Here is a 21,081-nt window from a genome sequence, read left to right as displayed (position 1 = left end):
CGACGGCACGGCCGTCGATCGGGCCCCCGGCCGCCGGTCGGCGGGGGGACGCTCACCCGTACGGATCAACTCGCCGTACGTCAGACCGGCGGACCGAGCACCTCCTCGGCGCCGGGCAGGTCATGGACGCAGGCAGCCGTCCCGGTCAGCGGCAGCAGGCCGGACAGCGGGCACAGCACGGGCATCTCGTGGTCGACCTCCCACTGCCCGACCGCGTTTCCGGACGACTTCCCGCCCGTGTTGCCGGCCGCTTTGCCTGCCGCCTTGCCGCCCGCGTTCCGGCCCGCGTGGTCCATGGTGCAGACGGCGTACAGGTTGCCGGCGCAGCCCCGGCACAGCAGCGGCCGGTGGCCGGTCACCACGACCGGTCCAAAGTGCCGCGCGCGGCACGCTCTTGTAGCGTCGGTCGCGACAGGGTTCCAGGTGATCCCACCGGAGCCCGCAGGCCGGTTCGCTCACGCGGAACACGTCCCGTCAGCGCGCCGAGCCACCCGTGTGCCGCCCGCGCCGGAGCCCGGCCGGTCCGCCCCTCGCGATGGGACCGGGCGCACGCGCAGCCCCCGTGAGAGAGGCCGTGCCGATGCCGAAGGATGTCCCGATAGCGAGCCTGCTGCGTGTGGAGCGGGGCGTCGCCGCCCCTGAGGAACTGGCCGCGATCGCGGTCGTCGTCGCGTGTTACGCCGGGCGGGCCTCCGGCGGCGGCGACGCGGCCGCAGGCGCAGGGCCCGGCCGCCGGCGCACCGCAGTACCGGCATCCGGCTGCTGGGCAGGTTGCTGGGCCTGCCGCTGAACCGCTTCCGCCGGCCGCACGCACGGCCGGCGGAAACGGGGACGAGGTTCTCACGCCCGGCGCAGCACCGTCGTGAGGACCTCGCGCAGCGTCGCAGGGGCATCGGCCACGGCTCCCTCCGAGCGCCAGGCCACGAACCCGTCCGGCCGGACGAGCACGGCGCCCTCGGCGCTCATCGCATGGACCTCGGTCCAGTCGGCGCGCCCCTCCTGGACCAGGTCCACACCCGACCCGGAGCCGATGGTGTAGGCCTCCAGCCGCACCGGCAGTTGTCCGGCCACCTGCTGCGCGGCCGCCTGCCACGGCGTTCCCGCGCCGCTGAGCAGCACGAAGGAACGCTCGTAGAGGTCCAGGGTGGAGATCCGCTCACCCGACCGGGTCACCCACATGTGCGGGGCCCGGGTCCCGGTGTCGCCGACCAGGCGCAGCGTCTCCGGGATGACGGGCCGTCCGGGCTCGCCGCCGACGAGCGCGCCCTTCGGGTAGCAGTAGCCCATGGCGGTGGTGAGGACCCCGCTGCCCGGCCCGCCGCCCATGGTGGGCGGGGGCGCGTACCCCGGGTGGCTGTGTTCCGCCGACCGGGCCGACGCCCGCTCGCTGGTGGCCCTGGCCACCGGCAGCCGCTCGGCCTCGTAGGTGTCGAGCAGCTCGATGCCGGCCGAGCCGTCCAGCACCGCGGCGATCTTCCACGCCAGGTTGTGCGCGTCCTGGATCCCCGTGTTGGAGCCGAACGCCCCCGTGGGGGACATTTCGTGGGCCGCGTCTCCGGCCAGGAACACCCGACCGGACGAATACCGCTGCGCCACCCGTTCGGCCGCGTGCCACGGGGCCTTGCCGCCGATCCGTACGTCTAGGTCGGGTACGCCGATCGCGTCGCGGATCTGGTCCACGCACCGCTCGTCGGTGAAGTCCTCCAGGGTTTCGCCCTGGTCCGGGTGCCACGGGGCGTGGAAGACCCACTGCGTCTTGTTGTCCACGGGCAGCAGCGCTCCGTCGGCTCCCGGGCGGATCAGGTAGCAGACGATGAACCGCAGGTCGCCCAGCACCTCGACGAGCTTCTCCGAGCGGAACGTGACGCTCACGTTGTGGAACAGTTCCCCGTTACCCGTCTGGGGGATCCGCAGCTGTTCCCTGACGGGACTGCGCGGCCCGTCCGCGGCGATCAGGAAGTCGGCGCGCACGGTGATGTGCTCGCCCGTCTCCCGGTCCTTCACCACGGCGTTCACCCCCGTGGCGTCCTGGTCGAAGCTCATCAGCTCGGTGGCGAACCGCACGTCGGCGCCCATGCCCCGGCTCTGTTCGGCCAGTACCGGCTCGACGTTGTTCTGGCTGCACAGACACCAGCCGGTCGGGCTGAACCGGGCCAGTGCCCCGGCCGGATCGATCGACTTGACCAGCCAGTTGTGGTCGCCGTCGGTCAGCGAGCGGGCCTGCAGAATGCCCTGGTTTCCCTCCAGTACGGACGCCGCCCGGCGGATCGCGCGCTCCGCCCCTGCCGTGCGGAACAGCTCCATCGTCCGGGCGTTGATGCCACGGCCCCGCGGGTGCGCGGAGGTGCCGGAGTGCTTCTCGACCAGCAGGTGCCTCACTCCGTGGCGGCTCAGGAAAAGCGAGGTGGACAGGCCCACGAGGGAGCCGCCCACGACGAGAACCGGTACGCGAACATCGGCGTTGTCTTCCATCAGCTGCGGGCTCCTGTTTTCTGTGTGGGGGAGTGGACTCTTTATGCCCGCGATCGGGGATGAGGCCCAGTTGATTCGCCGGTTGTCACCCGCTTGATCCGGACATGTAGCGGTACGTCCCCACCCGGATGACGATGAGCGACAGCGGCTCCCCCTGAGACGCGCCGGCCTGCCGTTCCCCACCGAGGCGGCCGCCGGCCCGGGCGGACGCCACCGGTGACGGACGAGGGGTCCGTACGCGATGGATCTCCACCCCCTCATGAAGGAGTGAGTAGATGACAACCACCCTGTCCGAACGGGTGTCGCAGTCAGCCTTCGACGGCTCCATGCTCCGGGTCGTCCTGCTGATGGACCTCCACGAGGGGACCCAGCAGCAGTTCTTCGAGGCGTACGAACAGCTCCGCCACGACATCGCGTCGGTTCCGGGCCACATCAGCGACCAGCTGTGCCAGTCCTTCGAGAACCCCTCCCAATGGCTCATCACCAGCGAGTGGGAAAGCGCCCCGCAGTACCTCGCATGGGTCAACAGCGACCATCACGCCGAACAGGTGAAGCCGCTCGGCGCGTGCGCCCGCGCCATGCGCCCGCTCAAGTTCACCGTCCTGCGGGAGACCGGCCGCGGCTACGGCCAGGAGTCCCGCCCGGCCACGGCGCGCCTGCAGCAGACCCCCCGGCTGGGGGCCGGCATCGTGCGCCACGCCCTCACCTTCACCGTCAAGCCGGGAAGCGAGCGGGACGTCGCCGCCATCCTCTCCAGCTACGCCTCCCCGGCGGCCCGGGTCGACGACCACACCCGCCTGTGCCGCACGTCCCTGTTCATGCACGGCAACCGGGTCGTACGGACGGTGGAGGTCCAGGGCGACCTGATGGCGGCCCTGCGGCACGTCTCCGAGCAGCCCGAGGTGCGCGCCGTCGAGGAGGCCATCAATCCCTACCTCGAACGGGACCGGAACCTGAACGACCCGGAGTCCGCTCGCATGTTCTTCATGCGTGCGGCGCTCCCGGCGGTCCACCACATCGCCGCACCCGAACCCGAGTCCGTAGAGGTCCAGCGGCACGCGGTCTTCTATCCGGCCAAGCCCGGCTGCGGCGCCGCGCTCGCCAAGTTCCTGGCCCGCCAGGACGAGGCGGCCGCACACCACCCGGGGAGCCCCGTTCGGAGCAGCAGCATCTTCCAGCGTGACGACATCGTCGTCCGGCTCATCGACGTCCGCGGCCCGCTCGACGCCGAGCCCGACACCACCTTCGGAGTCTCGGGACCGCGCAAGGCGGCGGTGCTCGACCGGCTGACGGCCCGGGCCGGCAGGCGGGTTCGGACCGCCGGCCACACCATGAACCTGATCACGGACCGCCGGGCACCCGCGGATTCCTGATCCTCCCCGGCCGTCCGGCCCACCCGTTCCACCCCCACGATCCCGCCCCATCCGCACCCAGGCTCTCCCCACACGCAGGAGGAACCCGCCATGACCCAACAGCGCCCACGCATCGTGGACCTCAGCGAGACGCCCCCCAACCGCCGGCGCGGCGGAGACCTCAGGGCGGTGCTCACCCCGACCTCCGTGGGTTCCACCAGCGGCTTCATGGGCCTGGCGATCATGGCCCCCGGGGAGTCGATCGCGGAGCACTACCACCCGTACTCCGAGGAGTTCGTGTACGTGGTCAGCGGCCGGCTGGAGGTCGACCTCGACGGCGAGGCCCACCCGCTCCGCACCGACCAGGGACTCCTGGTCCCGCTCAACGTGCGCCACCGCTTCCGCAACGTGGGGGACACCGAGGCCCGCATGGTCTTCCACCTCGGCCCGCTGGCCCCGCGCCCCGAGCTCGGCCACGTGGACACCGAGCAGGCCCCGCACCCGGAGAGCACCGCGTGGGAGCAGCCGCCGGACCGTACGGGAGCGGTATCGTGACCCGCCGGCGGGTGGCCGTCACCGGAGTCGGTGTCGTCGCGCCCGGCGGGATCGGCGTCCGCGACTTCTGGGACCTGCTCTCCAACGGCCGTACGGCGACGCGCGGGATCAGCCTCTTCGACCCGGCCGGGTTCCGTTCCCGGATAGCCGCCGAGGTCGACTTCGACCCCGCCGCGCACGGCTTCGAACCGGGCGAGGCGGACCGGGCGGACCGCTACATCCAGTTCGCCCTGGTGGCCGCCCGGGAGGCGGTGAAGGACGCGGGGCTCGACCTCACCACGGACGAGGCCTGGCGGACCGGAGTCTCCCTCGGCACGGCCGTCGGCGGAACCACCCGGCTGGAGCACGACTACGTGGCCGTCAGCCAGTCCGGCTCCTGGTGGGACGTGGACCACAAGCGGGCCGGCCCGTTCCTGCACCGGGCGTTCACCCCCGCCACCCTCGCCTCCGCCGTGGCGGAGCAGACGGGTGCGCGGGGCCCGGTCCAGACGGTCTCCACCGGCTGCACCTCGGGACTCGACGCCATCGGGTACGCCGTGCACTCGATCGCGGAGGGCCGGATGGACGTGTGCATCGCGGGAGCCTCCGACTCACCCATATCGCCCATCACCGTGGCCTGTTTCGACGCCATCAAGGCGACCTCGCCGAACAACGACGACCCGGCCCACGCCTCCCGGCCGTTCGACGCCGACCGGGACGGGTTCGTCCTCGGCGAGGGCGGCGCCGTCCTCGTACTCGAAGAGCTGGAACACGCCCGCGCCCGCGGTGCGACCGTCTACTGCGAGATCGGCGGCTACGCCACCTTCGGCAACGCCCACCACATGACCGGGTTGACCACGGAGGGCCTGGAGATGGCCCGGGCCATCGAAACCGCCCTCGCAGAGGCCGGGGTCGCCGCCGACGAGATCGACTACGTCAACGCGCACGGCTCCGGCACCAAGCAGAACGACCGTCACGAGACCGCGGCGGTCAAGCGGGTCCTGGGCGACCACGCCTACAAGACGCCGATGACCTCCATCAAATCCATGGTGGGGCACTCCCTCGGCGCGATCGGCGCCATCGAACTGGCGGCCTGCGTACTCGCCATGACCCACCAGGTGGTACCGCCGACGGCGAACTACGAGACGCCCGACCCCGAGTGCGACCTGGACTACGTACCCCGCGTCGCCCGCGGCCGGAAGCTGCGCAGCGTGCTCTCGGTGGGCAGCGGCTTCGGCGGATTCCAGTCCGCCGTGGTCATGACCCGGCCGAAGGAGGAGGTCTCGTGACCAGCCGTACGGTCATCACGGGCATCGGAGTCGTCGCGCCCAACGGCGTGGGCGCCGATGCCTTCTGGAAGGCGACCCAGTCCGGACTCAACGTTCTGGACCGGGTCACCAGGGCGGGCTGCGAGCACCTGCCGTTGCGCGTCGCGGGCGAGGTCCGGGGCTTCGACCCCGGCGCCATGGTCGAGGACCGCTTCCTCGTCCAGACCGACCGCTTCACCCACCACGCACTCGCCGCCGCCGACCTCGCCCTGGAGGACGCCCGGCTCGGCCGGGCCGACTACGAGGGCGACCCCTTCTCCGTGGGCGTCGTCACCGCCGCCGGATCCGGCGGCGGCGAGTTCGGCCAGCGCGAGCTCCAGCACCTCTGGGAGCAGGGGCCGCGCTTCGTGGGCCCGTACCAGTCGATCGCCTGGTTCTACGCGGCGAGCACCGGCCAGATCTCCATCCGGCGCGGGCTGAAGGGCCCCTGCGGGGTCGTGGCCAGTGACGAGGCGGGCGGACTGGACGCCTTCGCGCACGCCGTCCGCGGGATCCGCCAGGGCAGCCGGGCCATGCTGGTCGGGGCGACGGAGGCACCGCTGGCGCCGTACTCCATCGTCTGCCAGCTGGAGTACGAGGGGCTGAGCACGGGGGAGGACCCCGAGCGCGCCTACCGCCCGTTCACCGACAAGGCCTGCGGATTCGTCCCCGCCGAGGGCGGCGCGATGTTCGTCGTCGAGGACGAGGCCGAAGCCGGGCGCCGCGGCGCCACCGTGCGGGCCGTCCTGGCCGGTCACGGCGCGACCTTCAGCGGCACCCGGCGACGGGACACGTCCGGCGAAGGACTCGCCCACGCCATCCGCGGCGCCCTCCGGGAAGCCGACTGCGCGCCCGAGGAGATCGACGTGGTCTTCGCCGACGCCATCGGGACCCCGGAGGCCGATGCGGCCGAGGCGGCCGCCCTCGCCGACGCACTCGGCGCGTACGGACGGAAGGTGCCGGTCACGGCGCCCAAGTCCGGTACCGGCAGGGCGTACTGCGCGGCCCCCGCCCTCGACACCGCGGCCGCGGTCCTGGCCCTGGAACACGGCATCGTCCCGCCGACCCCGAACGTCTACGACGTGTGCCACGACCTCGACGTCGTGACCGGCAGCGCCCGCGCCGCGGAGCTGCGCACCGCACTGGTGCTCAGCCGCGGCCGGATGGGGTCCAATTCCGCGCTCGTCGTCCGCAAGGGCCCGTAGGAAGTGGGGAGCACCGAGATGTCCGACCGGCTGACCCCGGAGGAACTGGCGGCCCTCATGAAGAAGGCCGGCATCACCGTCGATGCCACGGAGCTGGCGAGCCGTCCGCACTCCGCCTTCGACGAGTACGGCCTCGATTCGCTGGGCCTGCTCGGGATCGTCGGCGAACTGGAGAACCGGCGTGGGCGGGCCCTGCCCGCCCACGCCGACCGCTGCAAGACCCCCGGGGAATTCCTCGACCTCGTCAACCACAGCCTGATGACAGGAGCCTGACATGCCGGGACACACCGAGAACGAGATCACCGTCAACGCGCCCGTGGACCTCGTCTGGGAGATGACCAACGACCTCCCGAGCTGGCCGCAGCTGTTCAGCGAGTACGCCTCCCTTGAGGTCATCGAGGAGAAGGGCGACACCACCCGCTTCCGCCTGACCATGCACCCCGACGAGAACGGCAAGGTGTGGAGTTGGGTCTCCGAGCGGACCGTCGACCGCAAGGGCCTCACCGTCCGTGCCCGACGGGTGGAGACCGGCCCGTTCGCCCACATGGACATCCACTGGCAGTACTTCAAGGTGCCCGGCGGTACCCGGATGAAGTGGACCCAGGACTTCGCGATGAAGCCGGACGCCCCCGTCGACGACGCGTGGATGACCGACAACATCAACCGCAACTCCCCGATCCAGCTGGCGCTCATCCGGGACAAGATCGAGAAGCGGCAGCGCGAGGGCCGCGCCCCCGCCGTCAGCCGAGTCTGAGACGAAAGGCGAGCAACCGGATGAACCAGACGCACCGCGCCCTCATCGTCGCCCGGATGGCGCCGGGATCGGCACCGGACATCGCCGAACTCTTCACCGGCTCGGACGCGGGTGAACTCCCGCACCTGGTGGGGGTCACGCGCCGCAGCCTGTTCCAGTTCGGCGACGTCTACCTGCACCTGATCGAGGCGGACCGGCCGCCCGGCCCGGCGATCGCGAAGGTCACCGAGCACCCGGAGTTCCGGCACCTCAGCGAGCGGCTGACCGCCTACATCAGCCCGCACGACCCGGATACCTGGCGCAGTCCGAAGGACGCCATGGCCCACGAGTTCTACCGCTGGGAGAACCCCGGCGCGAAGTGACCCGCGGCCCGGACGGGACCCGCACACCGAAGTGTGCGGGTCCCGCCGCGTGTGGCCGAACCCGGCAGAGAGCAGGAAGAGAGCAGGAGAAGACGGCATGAACCCGACCGACAGCGACCACTTCCCGGCGGATCCGGCCCGACCGCACGACGGCGAGCCCGCCCGTTCCTCCCTGCACGTCCTCGTCCTGTCCGGTTCCTCCCGCACCGGATCGGTCAATGCCCGCCTCGGCTCCCTGGTCGCCGCCCTGGTGTCCCGGGCGGGCGCCACCGCAGGGGCCGCCACCCTCGGCGACTTCCCGATGCCGCCCTACGACGGCGATGTGGAGGTCGACGAGGGGCTGCCCGAAGGGGCCCTGGCCCTGTGCGCGCGGATCGAGGCCGCGCAGGCTTTGATCATCGCCTCCCCCGAGTACAACGCCTCCGTCCCGGGCGTGCTCAAGAACGCCATCGACTGGGTCTCCCGCTACCGCCCGCAGCCCTTCAAGGACAAGCAGACCCTGCTGGTGTCGGCCTCGCCCTCGATGGTCGGCGGCAACCGGGGGCTGTGGGCCCTGCGGGTACCGCTGGAGCACCTCGGCGCGCGCGTCTACCCGGACATGTTCAGCCTGGCGGGCGCCCACCAGGCGTTCACCGAGGACGGCGCCCTCACCGACCCGGGCCTGGGCGAGCGCCTCACCACCACGATCGGCTCCTTCCTCGACCTCGTCGAGGCCGACACCCGCTACCTGTGCCTCCAGCGCCGCTGGTACGAGTTCCTGGGCGACCGCACCGACGCCCCCGTGACCTCGCGCGCCCAGGACTGATCATCACCGGCCACAGGGGGTGAGCTATGTTGGAGCGCGAGTGACATGAGATAGGGAGGCCCTCGAGTGTCATCGGGGCAGCAGGCACGCGCACAAGCGGCTGCGATCACACCAGGGGGTCAGTCGTCCGAAGAGGTCCGTCCTCCGGCCGACCGGCTCCTCGCGCTCTTCGACGGACGCCGCCTGTCACCGGGCCAGCGCCGCATCGCCCAATACTTGATCGACCACCTCACCGAGGCCGCGTTCCTCTCGATCACCGAACTGGCCGAGCGGGTGGGCGTGAGCCAGCCCTCCGTGACCCGGTTCGCCGCCTCCCTCGGCTTCAGCGGCTACCCCGCCCTGCGCGACGTGCTGCAGCCGATCGCGCTCAGCGCCGTTGCCGGTGCCCCCGACACCCGCGCGCAGATCCGCCGCAACGAGCTGCAGGAAGCCGTCGACGCCGAGATCGAGAACCTGGAGAACGTGCGCAGGCTGCTCGCCGACACCGACCAGGTGCTGGACATCGGCCGCGAGCTTGCCGCCTCCGTGCCGCTGACCGTCCTCGGCCTGCGCATTTCGGTCTCGCTCGCGGAGTACTTCGCGTACGCGGCCCGGCGGATCCACCCCGACGTGCGCCTGGTGACCCGCGGGGGCAGCGTCGCCTTCGACGCGCTGCTGCAGTCCAGGGCGGCCGGCGGGACCTGGGTGCTGGCCTTCGCCATGCCCCGGCACGCCAAGGAGACCTTGGCCGCCATCCGAGCCGCCCGCAGCACGGGTCTGCGTGTGGTCCTGATCACGGACCCCACCCTGGGGCCGCTGGTGGACGAGGCGGACGTGTCCCTGACCGCGGGCACCGGGTCCCGGCTGGTCTTCGACTCGTACGCGGCGCCAGGAATGCTGTCCGCGGCCCTGTTGCAGGCGATGGCCGATGCGGATCCGGAGCGGACGCAGGCCAGACTGGAGGGCTACGAGCACGTGGCCGACCAGCACGGCTTCTTCCTGTAGCCCCCACCGGTCTGCATCACCAGGCGGTATTCAGCCCTCGAGGTGCATGAAATTTTTCATACGCTTGCTTACTCGACGGTATATATGTTTACTGACGACGGCGCTCCGGATCCACCAGATGCCAAGGAGGACCCCCATGTCCTCCCGAACGTACTCGCGGTACGACGAACCTCCTCAGGTCGCGACCGCGGGTCGGGTCCAGGCTTTGGATCCCCGCAGAGCGCCCATGGCGGCCTCGGTCAACCCCTGGGCCGAGGCCGCCCCCCAAGAACGTCTCGATCAGAGTTCGACTCCACTCGGAAGTGACGAGAATGCCTCAGACGGCCACGTATACCCTCAGCCCTGACTGGCCCATGCAGGTCAAGGCACCCGGGACGCACGACTGGGAGCGCACGGCCACGCGTTGGCTGCGGGATCTGCTCCCGGCCCGCTACGGCGGCTACCTGACCCTCACCCGCCACCACGCCCTCCTGGCCCGGCACGTCCAGCTCCAGCTGCAGCACGAGATGCGCGCGGTGCGGACGGCCCTGCAGACCAGCCGGGCCGAGCTGCCCACCATGGGCATCGCCGAGTCGGTCATCGAGAACTCGATCAGGATGTACGCCGTCGAGCTGGAGCAGCTGGGTCGGCTCGCCCGTGGCGCACGCCTCGTGTCCGACGCGCTCCTCGTCGGCACCCCCGCCCAGCGCCGGCGCTGACCCCGCCGGCGCTGACCTTCCTCAGGGCGTCTGTGTCGGCTGCCAGGAGCGGAGCCGGGCGGCCACGTCGAAGACGGTGGCGCGCAGCATGCGGATGTCGGTGATGAGGTCGCGCCACTGCTCGTAGGTGGCGTCCACCGCCTCGCCACAGGCCTCGATGTACGCGACGGCGACCCCGTAGGCGAAGTATTCGTTGGAGTCGGGGAGCGGTCGGAGCAGCACGATCGCGTCGAGCAGCGCGGCCGCGCGCCAGTAGGCGTCGGGGTCGTCCACTTCCAGGCTCGGCGTGTTCACCCGGTGCCGGGCCACGGCGGCGACCAGGGCGGAGTGGTCGGCCACTGCCACGTCCTTGAACAGCGCCTCCTGCCGCTCCAACAGCCAGCGGTGATCGATGTGCAGTTCCACGCCTCCGAGTATCCCCGCCCGGGGCCCGGTCGTGGGGCTTTTCCAGTCGGGCGGGGATGCGCGCGGGATTACGGCTTGGGCAGCACGCAGCCGGGGCGGTTCAGGTCGATCTTGTTGCCGGGCGCTATGCAGGGGACGACGATGTACGTCTGCTGCGCGTAGTTAATGCCCTGGCGGACCGTCACGTTGCCGTTCTGGTCGACCTCGCACGGGTTGTTCACCGTGCAGCGGGCGCCGTCCTCGTTGCCCGTGTTGTTGACGGCGACGACCTTGCCGGTCGCCGTGTCGACCACCGGTGACCCGGAGGTGCCGCCGATCGTGTTGCAGGCGGAGGTGTAACGGACCGAGTCCTTCCAGGTCCAGTCGCCCTCCTTGAGGCGGTAGGCGAAGCCGTCCACGGCGCAGCTGTAGATCCGCTTCCAGTAGCCGGAGACCACCTTGATCGCCGAGCCCTGGGCCGGGCGCGCGCCATCGAGGGTGAGCGCGGTGATGCCGTACTGGCTCTGGATCTGGGCGTAGGTCCGGGTCAGCTGGTAGATCGAGATGTCGGTGTCGGTCATCGTCGCGTACGCGATCTTGCTCGCGCGCAGCGTTCCGACCTTCGAACCCGCCGAGTTGAGCAGCGAGAACGAGCGGCTGGACGGGCGGTCCTTGACGACCTCGCCGGCCGCCGGGAAACCGGACTCCAGGCAGTGCCCGTTGGACAGGACCAGCGCGAGGTCGTTCGGCTGGGAGCCGGGTGCGCGGACGACGGACCCGGAACAGTTGCTGAGGGCCACGGTGCCCGCGAAGTCGACCGCGACGGCGGTGGCGGTGGGGGCGGTGGCGGGTGTGGCGGGCGCGGCCACGGCGGGGGTGACCGCTGCTCCGAGCAGGAGCAGGGAGAGCAGGGCGCCGGTGAGAGGCTTGTTCATGTGGGGGTTCCCCTCTGCTGACAATGCGACCGAAGATCCTCCGGTTGTCATGCGCATTGTTGGTATCCCGGCTTCAAGTGGCAACACCGCGTGGCGAGTTGACGCCGGTGCCGGGAGAGGGGGCCCGGGCGGCACCGAGTGCACATATAACGGACTGCGCACAGGTGTTCCGCACCGGTGGCTTTGCCTCCTACGGTCGGGGCAGCACAGTTCCGGACCAGGAGGCAATGTGAAGCGCGAGATCGACATCGACCAGCTGGTGACGGCGATGAAGGCGGTCGACGAGGCGGGGCGGCTCTTCGAGGAGGCGCGCGCCGTGCACGAGGCGCGCGGCCTCAAGCGGATCAGCGACGACTTCAAAGTGGCGGGCGGCTCCGTCCAGACCCTGCAGGGTGCCGAGGAGATGGCCCTCGGGGCCCGCAAGTACCTCGCCGAACTCGCGCTGATCGCCGGCTACGCGGCCGCCGGCCTCGACGAGCGCGCGGGAGAGAGACCGGAGACCGCCCGGGCCGGCTTCCCCGGCATCGCGGGCGGCGGTGCCCGCATGGCCCGCCCGCTGCTCGATCCGACCCTGGAGGGGCTGCGGCTGCTCCTGGCCGTCGACTTCTTCGAGCCCGCCTTCAAGGCCGCGATCGAGGAGGTCGTGCAGGCCGAGAAGGCCACCTACCCCGACCCCGCCACGTTCCGCATCCCCACGCGCGCCGACCGCTCCGCCACGGTCGGCCGTACCCCCTGAGGTGCCGGTCCGGCCCGACGGGGCGAGGCTGGGGGTATGCATCATGCACCCGTCGTCGTGCACCGGATCTTCCCGTCGGGGGGCCGGCAGGTGACCCTGCGGACCTCGCACGGCGAGGAGGCCCTGGGCCTGGCCCGCTCCGACGAGGACGTCATCGAGTTCTTGCGCCGCGCCGGCATGCCGGACCCCGATGACGTGGTCCTCGGCGGTACCGAACTACTGGACTGGGAGTGGGACACGCCCCACGTGTACGAGGCCGACCCGCCGACCGACGACCTCTGAGCGGGGCCCGCCGGCCGGTCCGGTCAGCCGTGGTGCACGGCCTCCAGGAGGGCCAGATCCTCCTCGGACAGGCGCAGGGCTCCCGCGGCCACGTTCGCGTCGAGGTGATCCGGGTCGCCCGTGCCGGGAATGGCCAGAACGTGCTGCCCCCGCCCGAGCGTCCACGCCAGTCGCACCTGCACCGGGCTCGCGCCGTGCGCCCGGGCGACGGCACGCACCTCCTCGTGCTCGACGCCGCTCGCGCCGGCCTGTCCTGCGGTCCCGGCGATGGAGTAGAAGGGGACGAACGCGATGCCCTGCTCGCCGCAGGTGCGCACGAACCCGTCGTGCTCGGGCCGCACCCCGATCCCGTACATGTTCTGTACGCAGACCACCGGCGCGATGGCCCGGGCCTCGGCGAGGTGCTCGGGGGTGACGTTGGAGATGCCGAGGTGGCGAACGAGGCCGGCCTCGCGGAGCTCGGCCAGCGCGCCGAAGCGTTCGGCGATGGAACCGGTCCCGACGATGCGCAGGTTCACCACGTCGAGGTGGTCACGGCCGAGCTGGCGAAGGTTCTCCTCGACCTGGCCGCGCAGCAGCTCCGGGGTGGCGTGGCTCCACGCCCCGGAGGGGTCCCGGCCCGGTCCGACCTTGGTGGTGATCACGAGGTCCTCCGGGTAGGGGGCCAGCGCGGCGTTGATCAGTTCGTTGGCGGAGCGCAGGGGAGAGAAGTAGAACGCGGCGGTGTCGATGTGGTTCACCCCGAGCTCGACCGCCCGGCGCAGCACGGCGATCGCCTGGCCGCGGTCGCGGGGTACGGCGTCGTCCGCGAACGCCTCGCCGGTCTGCGGCAGGCGCATCGCACCGAAGCCGATCCGGTTGATCTTCAGGTCGCCGAGGTTCCAGGTGCCCGCCGCGTCCGCGGTCATCGTCTGTGAGGTCATGCCCGGATGATCGCCGCCCGGTAGGCTGCCAGGCCATTGATTAAGGCATGACCGAATCCTTGGAGTGGCGGTGCGGGCGGAGCTGGTGTTCTCCGTGAGCGATCTCGCGCAGATGCGGTTCGCCGTCTCGCCGATGTGGGAGGTCGGGCCCAGCTACCGGCTGCTGGCTTCCGGGGTCACGGCCCCGGTGCACCGGCCCTGGACCGAGCAGGTGCGGCCACGGTTGGCGGCCGCCGGCCTCGACCGGGGCTGGCTGGCCGAACTGATCCCGCCCGCGGGGTACGTACCCGACTTCCTCAACCCGGCGCCCACCGGGCCGGCGCCCTCCCTGGCGGAGGAACTGGTCAGGATCCGGGCCACGCCCACCTCCCGGGTCCGCCAGGACCTCGACCGCCTGCGCCGGGAACGAGGGGGACTCGGCCCGCGCACGCGGACCTTGTACGCCGACCCGCGGGCCCGCCTGGTCCGGGTCGCGGAAGAGATCGGGACCTACTGGGAGCTGGCCCTGGCGCCCTACTGGGCGCGGATCCGTGCGGTGCTCGACGCCGATGTCTTCCACCGGGCCCGGCAGGCCGCCGAGCACGGAGCGGGTCGCCTCTTCAACGACCTCCACCCCTCGGTGAGCTGGGGGGACGACGCGCTCCGGCTGTCGCGCCGGCATCGGCCCCTGTCCCGCGGGACGGCGGGCGCAGGGCTGCTGCTGATCCCCTCGGTCTTCACCGGCCCCGTCCCCTTCACCCGGGTGACGCCCCCGGAACCGCCGCAACTCGCCTATCCGGCGCGCGGCACCGGCTCCCTGTGGGAACCCCGGCCCGCCGGCCGGACCGAGGCCCTGGCCGCCGTGCTCGGTCGCTCCCGCACCCGGCTGCTGATCGAGCTGGAAGCCCCGGCCTCCACCACCGAACTGGCCCGCCGTACCGGGCTCTCGGCCGCCGGAGTGTCCCAGTACCTGACCGCGCTGCGCGCCGCGGGCCTGGTCAGCGCCCACCGGGCCGGCCGCTCCGTGCTCTATGCCCGCACCGCCGTCGCCGAGGCCCTCCTCGTTGCCTACACTCCAGGCGTGGAGCGGGGACGATCGCGGGGAGGGGCATCGTGAGCGAGCGCCGGTGGAGCCTGGAAGAGCACATCGTGGTGGACGCCGCGCCCGCGGACGTCCATCGGGTGGTGTCCGACCTGCGGAACATGGGGCGTTGGAGCCCCGAATGTCGCCGCGTCTGGGTGCCCCGGCCGCCGGCCCGCTCCGGCAGCCGCTTCGTCGGGCTCAACAGGAGAGGGCCGTTCGTCTGGTTCACGGTGGGCCGGATCAAGGCCCTGCGCGCACCGGCGCAGACGCCTGACGGATCCGGTGAGTTCACCTTCGACGTCGGCATCTTCGGTTTGCCGATAGCACGTTGGGGATACCGGTTCGAACCGGAGGGCGAGCGCACGCGCGTCACGGAGACCTGGCAGGACCTGCGCACCGGCCGGGGCTCCCGGCTGACCGTGCTGCTCGGCACGGTGTTCGCCGGCACCAGTCCGGACCGGCGCATCGCGGTCAACCGTGCCGGGATGCGCACGACCCTGGCCCGACTCGCGGCCGGCTTCGGCCCGGTCACGCAGCCCCGTCCTTGAGAGGCCGATGCCCCTCCTCGCAAGCACGGACGTCTCGTCTCGTTCCGAGGTCCCTCGGAGATCCCTCGGAGATCCCTCGGAGATCCCTCGGAGATCCCTCCGGTCGTCGTGCGGCCGACTGCCCCCCCGAGTACTTCCACGGGAGTACCCGGGGTACGGCCGTGCGAGCCGGGACGTGCGGGACAGTAGGGGTCGATGTGCACATTTCACGCAATCCCCCGTTCCCCGTACGCGGCCGCGCACGCTAGGTAACGTCTGGATCACAAGCAGTCCGGTGCCGCCAGAACCGAGCACCGGGCGGAGTTCGTAGAAGGCAAGGGAGCGAATACCGATGGCGAACGTTGAGGTCTCTTTGAAGGAGACGATGACCTCGATCGAGGGTGCGATGGGAGCCGCGTTGGTGGACTACACCAGCGGGATGGCGCTGGGGACCCTCGGCGGTGGCAAGGATCTCGACCTCACGGTCGCCGCCGCGGGCAACACGGACGTGATCCGGGCCAAGGTCCGCACGATGGAGATGCTGGGCCTGAAGGACGAGATCGAGGACGTCCTGATCACCCTGGGCGGCCAGTACCACCTGATCCGGCTGCTCAAGGGGCGGGGGCACAGCGGCCTGTTCCTGTATGTCGTGCTGGACAAGTCCCAGTCCAACCTGGCCATGGCCCGTCACCAACTCAAGCGGGTCGAGGCCGCCCTGGAGCTCTGAGTCCGGCTTTTTTGCGCCCACGCATGCCCATGAGTTGAAGAATTTTTCAACTCGGCACATCTGAAACAGGTAATCCCCGGGCGTGCGTGGGCCCGTCCGTACGAATGTATGGGTGGTCGGTCGACTGGAATCCCCGAGCCCCCAAGCAAGGTCTGAAGCAACAGCAGGAGCACTCATGGGAATGCAGGTACCCCTCTACCAGGCGAAGGCCGAGTTCTTCCGCATGCTCGGACACCCCGTCCGCATCCGCGTCCTGGAGCTCCTGCAGAACGGCCCCGTACCCGTACGCGACCTCCTTGCCGCGATCGACGTCGAGGCATCGAACCTCTCCCAGCAGTTGGCGGTCCTGCGCCGGTCCGGCATCGTCGTTTCCATTCGCGACGGAGCGACCGTCAGTTACGCCCTGGCCGGCGGTGACGTGGCCGACCTGCTGCGCGCGGCGCGCCGCATCCTGACCGAGCTCTTGACGGGTCAGAGCGAACTCCTGGCAGAACTGCAGCAGTTGGGACCGCAGTCGGACCGTGCGGACAAGGTCATCGGCCGCTGACCACCCGTACCCACCGGTCCTTGCCCCGGGGAACTCGCGGTGCCGCCGTGACGGACGGAGGGACGGGCCCCGGAGCATGACCCGCTACCTGGTCGCCGCACGGCTTGATACCCTCCGCGCGCACCGGGGGAGGCCGAACCAGGGGGAAACGTGGCCGAGTTACTCACCAGTGAAGATCCGGAACGGATAGCGGGGTACTGGCTCGCCGCCCGGCTCGGCGCCGGTGGCCAAGGGGCGGTGTACGAGGCTTACGGCGAGGCCGGGCAGCGCGTCGCCGTCAAGGTGTTGCGCCCGGAACCCGTCGTCGCCCGCCCCGACTTCGCGGGCCGGTTCGCCGAGCAGGTGCTGGCCGCGCAGCGCGTGGAGCCCTTCTGTACGGCGCGGGTCCTGGAGAGCGGAACCGACGGCGAACGACCCTACATCGTCAGCGAGTTCGTCCCCGGCCGGGATCTGCGCAAGGCCGTCCGCGACTCGGGCCCGCTCACCGGCGACGCGCTGGTGCGACTGGCCACCGGGGCCGCCACCGCCCTGGCCGCCATCCACCGCGCGGGTGTCGTCCACCGCGATCTCAAACCGGACAACGTCCTCCTCGGCCCCGACGGCCCCCGCGTCATCGACTTCGGCACCGCCCGCACCGCGGACACGTCGCTCACCGACACCGGACGCCTGATGGGCACGCCGGGCTACATGGCACCCGAGGTGCTCACCGGGCGCCGCGCCGACGGCGCCGCCGACGTCTTCGCCTGGGGAGCGGTGATGCTGTTCGCGGCCACCGGACGCGATCCCTTCCGCGGCGAGGACATCGGCGAAGTCGTCGTACGGGTCACCGAACACCACCCGGACCTCGCCCCCTTGCCGCCCGCGCTGCGCGAGCTGGTGGGCAAGGCACTGGCCAAGGCCCCGGCGGACCGCCCCACCGCCACCGCGCTCCTGTCGAGGATGCTGGGCGGACCAGCCGACGCGTCCGATGCGGCCCTGCTCGCCGCCGGTCGGGAGAACGCCGGGCGCCTGCGCGACGCCACCGCCGACACGGCGGAGCCGGCCCTCGGCGCCGCCGCGGAGACCACGTACCGGCGCCTGCCGGACCCGGTCCAGCAGGCCGTACGGGAGATCACGCTCCGCCTGATCGTCCCCGGCGCCGCCGTCGACGGCTCCCGGGACACCCTCCGTACCGCCGCCACGGCGGAATGGCTGGACGGCCGCCCGTACGAGGAACGCAGCGCGCTGCGCCACGCGTTCGGCTCCCTCGCCGGGGCCCGGCTCCTCGTCCTCGAGGACGACACCGCACGCCTCGCCTCCCTCGGCCTGCTGCGCGCCTGGCCGCGGTTGCGCGACTGGGTGGACGACGACCGCGAAGCCCTGCTCCTGCTGCGCTGGCTCACCGCGGCCGCCGGGCACCGGGACGGGCGGGGCCGGCTGGCCGAGGACCTCCCGACCGGCAACGCCCCGGAGGCGGCACGCGCCTGAGTGGCCGGGGCGCCGGGCCGGCACCGGGCGAGCCGGCTGGAGGGCGCGTCCCTGGAGACGGGCCGCCGGGCGGCCGCAGCGCGCCGGAGGCGTACCCGGCGGCTGCGCGCGGGCGCGGCGGCCCTGCGGGCGGGTCGGCCGGGACCTCACCCGCGCACAGGGGGAGCAGAACGTGCCCGATCTGCCCTACCGCTCGGTCTGCTGATGCCCGACACCGAGGAGCTGCGTTCGCTGCGTTCGCTACGGCCGCGTCGGCCGCCGTGTGCCGCACCGGGCGAGTACAAGGGAGGGCGAACCGCACACCGTCAGCGTTCCGAGACGAGGAGCACGATGACGCACGCCCGGCCCGCTCTGCGCCGCCCGGAAGGCAGGACCGCTCTCGCACTGGCGTTCGCGGCTGCCGTGGCGGTCTTCCTCGCCGTCTTCCTGTTCGGCCGGGCGAACACGCCGGACTACACCGCGACGCTGTTCGGCCAGGCGGACACCGATGCCGTGCGCTTCAAGGCACAGCTCGCCACCGGCGTCCTGGGGCTGGCCGCTGTCCAGCTGCTGCTGGCGCTGTGGATGTACGGCCGGCTGCCCGGGGTGCGCCGGGTGCCGGGCCCGGTGCCGCTCAGCCACCGGATCGTCGGGGCGCTCCTGTTCGTTCTCACCGTCCCGATCACGGTGCACTGCATCCAGGCGTACGGCGTCCAGCTGAACGGCTCGCGCGCGGCCGTGCACTCGATCGCGGGCTGCTTCTTCTACGGAGCCTTCGCCGCGAAGGTCCTGCTGGTACGGAGCCGGCGCCTGCCGGGCTGGGCCCTGCCACTGGCGGGGGGCGCGCTGGTGGTCGTGGTGGTGGTCCTCTGGTACACGAGTGCGCTGTGGTACTTCAACGGAAACGACGTGCCACTGCTGTCGCTCGGATAAGGGCGGGGTGGGGTGGGCACGGGCCGGAGTACGGCGATCTACGAGTTCGTCGGTGGGAACGGCGTCCTCGAGTCAGGCCCGGCCGCCGGCGCCGTGTTCGGCACCGTCGCGGAACTGGCCTCCCGGCTCGGCGCGGTCATCTTCAACCCGAGCCGCGGCGCAGTCGTGTGCGGGGCGGAAGAACACGCACGCCTTCCGTCAGGGATGTACGACGGTGCCGTCGTCGTCGACACGACGGGTGAGGCCGTCGAAACCGCTCTCACCGGGCCGCGTCGTTCCTCACACGCCCTCCGAACACGGAAGATCATTACTCTGTACGGGTGCTCTCATACGACGAGTTGACCTCACCGGAACGTGAACTCTGGGACGCCTTCCCCGAGGGGCGCCGCGTTGACCTGGGTGCTGGCGCGCCGGAGGACGTCCCCGTCGCCGAGGGCGGGCGGTGGGGCCCCGAGCGGACGGTTCGGGCCGCCGTGATCGTGGCCCTGCTCCAGGGTGCGCAGACCGTGCAGCCCGGTGGCGTCGCGTGCCTGAGGCTTGCCGGGGCGCGGATATCCGGGCACGTCAACCTGGCGGGCGCCCAGATCGCCCACACGTTCCGGCTCACGGACTGCTGGTTCGAGGAGGGTGTGGACCTCTCCGGGGCGTCGACCCGGTCGATCGGGCTCGTGGGCTGCCGGGTGCCGGGCGTGGAGGCCGGCCTCATCCGGGTCGAGGGACGGTTCGACCTGCGGCGTTCGCGCCTGGTGAGTGGCCCTGCCTCGCCCTTCCACCGCAGGTTCACCGCCTTGTCGCTCATCAACGCCCATGTGAGCGGCGCCGTGAACCTGAGCGAAGCCGAGATCACCGCACCCGGGGAATGGGCCGTTTCCGCCGGGGGACTGGTTGCGGAGGGCGGCGTCTACTGCTTGGACGGATTCGTCGCCCACGGCGAGGTCCGTCTCATGGGGGCGCAACTGCCGGGCGGGCTGCACATGCGGGGCGCAGTGCTGGAACGCCCGGGTGGGCGCGGGGTGCTGCTCGCTCTGGACAATGCGGTGGCCTCGACGCTCGATTTCTCCGACGGGTTCACCGCGAACGGGACCGTGCGGCTGCGAGGGGCCCGGATCTCGGGCGACCTGACCTTCGAGGGGGCCGTGTTGAACGGGCCGCCAGGCGGCCGGGGCCCGGCCCTGGCCGCCCCGCTGATGCAGGCCGTCGACTTCGACTTCACCCCCGCCCGGCCGCCGTCCGCCATGGTGGACCTGCGGGGCGCGCAGGTGTCCCACCTCCACGACGGCGACCGGAGCTGGCCGGAGGTGGTGGAGCTGGACGGCTTCGTCTACGGCTCCGTCAAGGCGGGCGGGGTGGACGAAGCGGGCGAACGGCGGGACTCCGTGGCCCGTCGCGTGACGTGGCTGCGGCGCAGTCCGGGCTACAACCCCCAGCCCTATGAGCAGTTGGCGAGCTGGTACCGGAAGTCCGGCCACGACGACGACGCCCGCCGCGTGCTCCTGGCCAAGCACCGTCATCGGCGTCGGACCCTGCCCCTGGCCGCGCGCGCGTGGGGGCACCTGCTGGACGTGACCGTCGGCTACGGGTACCGCCCCTGGTTGGCCGGTGTCTGGCTCCTCGCACTGACCCTGGTGGGCGTCCTGGCCTTCGGTACCCACTCTCCCCAACCGGCCAAACGGGACGAAGGCGCCCCGTTCCAGCCCCTCGTCTACACGCTGGACCTCCTGATTCCCATCGGCGGCTTGGGCCAGCGCACGGCCTGGTACTGGACACAAGGCGGCCTCCAGTGGCTGGCCCACCTGCTGATCGCCCTCGGCTGGGTGCTGACGACGGCCGTCATCGCCGGTGTCACCCGCACCCTGCAGAAGAACTAGGCCCGTACTCCGCAGGTGACCGAACCGGCTGGTTCGGTGCCTGTTGGTGCCTGTTGGGGCCGTGGTTGGTGGGGCGTCGCGAAGTCTTCCCGGCCCCCGCGGCCACGGACGGTGCGCCCGCGCACGGAAGGAGTGGTCAGCGGCGTGGTGGAAAGGCGTCTGGGCACTGGCCGGAGGCCTGAACGGGCTGTCCCTGGCGCGCCACGGGCCTCCTGCCCCTCCCTCGGCGTCGGTGGG

25 protein-coding genes are annotated in these 21,081 nt (G+C 71.7%); 20 read left to right on the top strand and 5 right to left on the bottom strand.

Annotated elements, in window-relative coordinates:
• Positions 1–80: 80 nt before the first annotated feature.
• Positions 81–362, bottom strand: coding sequence for a hypothetical protein (locus ACIQK6_RS02370; protein ID WP_329105779.1), 282 nt, complete (start codon positions 360–362; stop codon positions 81–83).
• Positions 363–580: 218 nt separating this feature from the next.
• Here ACIQK6_RS02370 and ACIQK6_RS02365 point away from each other — a divergent pair, with 218 nt between their 5' ends.
• Positions 581–790, top strand: a complete 210-nt coding sequence (locus ACIQK6_RS02365; RefSeq protein ID WP_329105781.1) for an acyl-CoA carboxylase epsilon subunit — start codon at positions 581–583, stop codon at positions 788–790.
• A 50-nt stretch (positions 791–840) separates the two neighbouring features.
• On the opposite strand, the gene ACIQK6_RS02360 is transcribed toward ACIQK6_RS02365, so the two are convergent.
• Positions 841–2,472, bottom strand: a complete 1,632-nt coding sequence (locus tag ACIQK6_RS02360; protein ID WP_329105782.1) for an FAD-dependent monooxygenase — start codon at positions 2,470–2,472, stop codon at positions 841–843.
• Between the two features lie 275 nt (positions 2,473–2,747).
• Here ACIQK6_RS02360 and ACIQK6_RS02355 point away from each other — a divergent pair, with 275 nt between their 5' ends.
• From ACIQK6_RS02355 to ACIQK6_RS02310, 10 genes are all read left to right on the top strand, one after another.
• The gene (locus tag ACIQK6_RS02355) at positions 2,748–3,845 is read left to right on the top strand and encodes a SchA/CurD-like domain-containing protein (protein ID WP_329105783.1); all 1,098 of its coding nucleotides are present in this window, start codon (positions 2,748–2,750) and stop codon (positions 3,843–3,845) included.
• A 90-nt stretch (positions 3,846–3,935) separates the two neighbouring features.
• On the top strand, positions 3,936–4,379 hold the full coding sequence (locus ACIQK6_RS02350) for a cupin domain-containing protein (RefSeq protein WP_150255520.1): 444 nt from the start codon (positions 3,936–3,938) through the stop codon (positions 4,377–4,379).
• The gene (locus ACIQK6_RS02345; protein ID WP_329105786.1) at positions 4,376–5,647 is read left to right on the top strand and encodes a beta-ketoacyl-[acyl-carrier-protein] synthase family protein; all 1,272 of its coding nucleotides are present in this window, start codon (positions 4,376–4,378) and stop codon (positions 5,645–5,647) included. The genes ACIQK6_RS02350 and ACIQK6_RS02345 overlap by 4 nt, the downstream gene beginning before the upstream one ends.
• A complete protein-coding gene (locus tag ACIQK6_RS02340) occupies positions 5,644–6,870 on the top strand; it encodes a beta-ketoacyl synthase N-terminal-like domain-containing protein (RefSeq protein ID WP_329105788.1) in 1,227 nt (408 codons plus the stop codon). The genes ACIQK6_RS02345 and ACIQK6_RS02340 overlap by 4 nt, the downstream gene beginning before the upstream one ends.
• An 18-nt stretch (positions 6,871–6,888) precedes the next feature.
• On the top strand, positions 6,889–7,143 hold the full coding sequence (locus tag ACIQK6_RS02335; protein WP_329105790.1) for an acyl carrier protein: 255 nt from the start codon (positions 6,889–6,891) through the stop codon (positions 7,141–7,143).
• Position 7,144: 1 nt separating this feature from the next.
• The gene (locus ACIQK6_RS02330) at positions 7,145–7,624 is read left to right on the top strand and encodes an SRPBCC family protein (RefSeq protein ID WP_329105792.1); all 480 of its coding nucleotides are present in this window, start codon (positions 7,145–7,147) and stop codon (positions 7,622–7,624) included.
• Between the two features lie 20 nt (positions 7,625–7,644).
• Positions 7,645–7,986, top strand: a complete 342-nt coding sequence (locus tag ACIQK6_RS02325; protein WP_329105794.1) for a TcmI family type II polyketide cyclase — start codon at positions 7,645–7,647, stop codon at positions 7,984–7,986.
• A gap of 97 nt (positions 7,987–8,083) precedes the next feature.
• Positions 8,084–8,791: an NADPH-dependent FMN reductase gene (locus tag ACIQK6_RS02320; RefSeq protein WP_402694137.1), complete on the top strand. Its 708-nt coding sequence runs from the start codon at positions 8,084–8,086 to the stop codon at positions 8,789–8,791.
• 66 nt (positions 8,792–8,857) lie between these two features.
• Positions 8,858–9,775, top strand: a complete 918-nt coding sequence (locus ACIQK6_RS02315; RefSeq protein ID WP_327387302.1) for a MurR/RpiR family transcriptional regulator — start codon at positions 8,858–8,860, stop codon at positions 9,773–9,775.
• 311 nt (positions 9,776–10,086) lie between these two features.
• Complete coding sequence (locus ACIQK6_RS02310; protein WP_329105796.1) at positions 10,087–10,473, top strand: hypothetical protein; 387 nt, start codon at positions 10,087–10,089, stop codon at positions 10,471–10,473.
• A gap of 21 nt (positions 10,474–10,494) precedes the next feature.
• Here the strand turns inward: ACIQK6_RS02310 and ACIQK6_RS02305 are convergent, their stop codons facing one another.
• Both ACIQK6_RS02305 and ACIQK6_RS02300 read right to left on the bottom strand, forming a co-directional pair.
• A complete protein-coding gene (locus tag ACIQK6_RS02305) occupies positions 10,495–10,878 on the bottom strand; it encodes a toxin Doc (protein ID WP_329105798.1) in 384 nt (127 codons plus the stop codon).
• Between the two features lie 68 nt (positions 10,879–10,946).
• Complete coding sequence (locus tag ACIQK6_RS02300; RefSeq protein ID WP_329105800.1) at positions 10,947–11,792, bottom strand: serine protease; 846 nt, start codon at positions 11,790–11,792, stop codon at positions 10,947–10,949.
• Positions 11,793–12,021: 229 nt separating this feature from the next.
• Between ACIQK6_RS02300 and ACIQK6_RS02295 the strand changes: the two genes are divergently transcribed.
• Together ACIQK6_RS02295 and ACIQK6_RS02290 are read left to right on the top strand one after the other, a co-directional pair.
• Complete coding sequence (locus tag ACIQK6_RS02295) at positions 12,022–12,528, top strand: hypothetical protein (RefSeq protein ID WP_329105802.1); 507 nt, start codon at positions 12,022–12,024, stop codon at positions 12,526–12,528.
• Positions 12,529–12,564: 36 nt separating this feature from the next.
• Complete coding sequence (locus ACIQK6_RS02290) at positions 12,565–12,810, top strand: hypothetical protein (protein WP_329105804.1); 246 nt, start codon at positions 12,565–12,567, stop codon at positions 12,808–12,810.
• Between the two features lie 23 nt (positions 12,811–12,833).
• Here the strand turns inward: ACIQK6_RS02290 and ACIQK6_RS02285 are convergent, their stop codons facing one another.
• Complete coding sequence (locus ACIQK6_RS02285; protein ID WP_329105806.1) at positions 12,834–13,733, bottom strand: oxidoreductase; 900 nt, start codon at positions 13,731–13,733, stop codon at positions 12,834–12,836.
• A 112-nt stretch (positions 13,734–13,845) separates the two neighbouring features.
• On the opposite strand from ACIQK6_RS02285, the gene ACIQK6_RS02280 reads away from it, so the two are divergent.
• The 7 genes from ACIQK6_RS02280 (at position 13,846) to ACIQK6_RS02250 (ending at position 20,844) form a co-directional block, all read left to right on the top strand.
• The gene (locus tag ACIQK6_RS02280) at positions 13,846–14,829 is read left to right on the top strand and encodes a winged helix-turn-helix transcriptional regulator (protein ID WP_329108207.1); all 984 of its coding nucleotides are present in this window, start codon (positions 13,846–13,848) and stop codon (positions 14,827–14,829) included.
• Positions 14,826–15,344 carry an SRPBCC family protein gene (locus ACIQK6_RS02275; protein ID WP_329105808.1) on the top strand — a complete coding sequence of 173 codons (519 nt, stop codon included), beginning with the start codon at positions 14,826–14,828 and terminating at the stop codon, positions 15,342–15,344. Before ACIQK6_RS02280 ends, ACIQK6_RS02275 begins: the two co-directional genes overlap by 4 nt.
• A gap of 331 nt (positions 15,345–15,675) precedes the next feature.
• Positions 15,676–16,050, top strand: a complete 375-nt coding sequence (locus ACIQK6_RS02270) for a hypothetical protein (RefSeq protein ID WP_189742363.1) — start codon at positions 15,676–15,678, stop codon at positions 16,048–16,050.
• 181 nt (positions 16,051–16,231) lie between these two features.
• Positions 16,232–16,597, top strand: a complete 366-nt coding sequence (locus ACIQK6_RS02265; protein ID WP_329108209.1) for a metalloregulator ArsR/SmtB family transcription factor — start codon at positions 16,232–16,234, stop codon at positions 16,595–16,597.
• A gap of 150 nt (positions 16,598–16,747) precedes the next feature.
• On the top strand, positions 16,748–18,064 hold the full coding sequence (locus ACIQK6_RS02260) for a serine/threonine-protein kinase (protein ID WP_329105810.1): 1,317 nt from the start codon (positions 16,748–16,750) through the stop codon (positions 18,062–18,064).
• A 330-nt stretch (positions 18,065–18,394) separates the two neighbouring features.
• Positions 18,395–18,976, top strand: coding sequence for a DUF6529 family protein (locus tag ACIQK6_RS02255; RefSeq protein ID WP_329105812.1), 582 nt, complete (start codon positions 18,395–18,397; stop codon positions 18,974–18,976).
• Positions 18,977–19,296: 320 nt separating this feature from the next.
• The gene (locus ACIQK6_RS02250) at positions 19,297–20,844 is read left to right on the top strand and encodes an oxidoreductase (RefSeq protein ID WP_329105814.1); all 1,548 of its coding nucleotides are present in this window, start codon (positions 19,297–19,299) and stop codon (positions 20,842–20,844) included.
• The last annotated feature ends 237 nt before the right edge of the window (positions 20,845–21,081 follow it).

The sequence above is a fragment of the Streptomyces sp. NPDC091682 genome (genome assembly GCF_044756625.1).
Taxonomy (GTDB): Bacteria; Actinomycetota; Actinomycetes; order Streptomycetales; family Streptomycetaceae; genus Streptomyces.
This window is presented reverse-complemented; position numbering and strand designations above follow the sequence as displayed.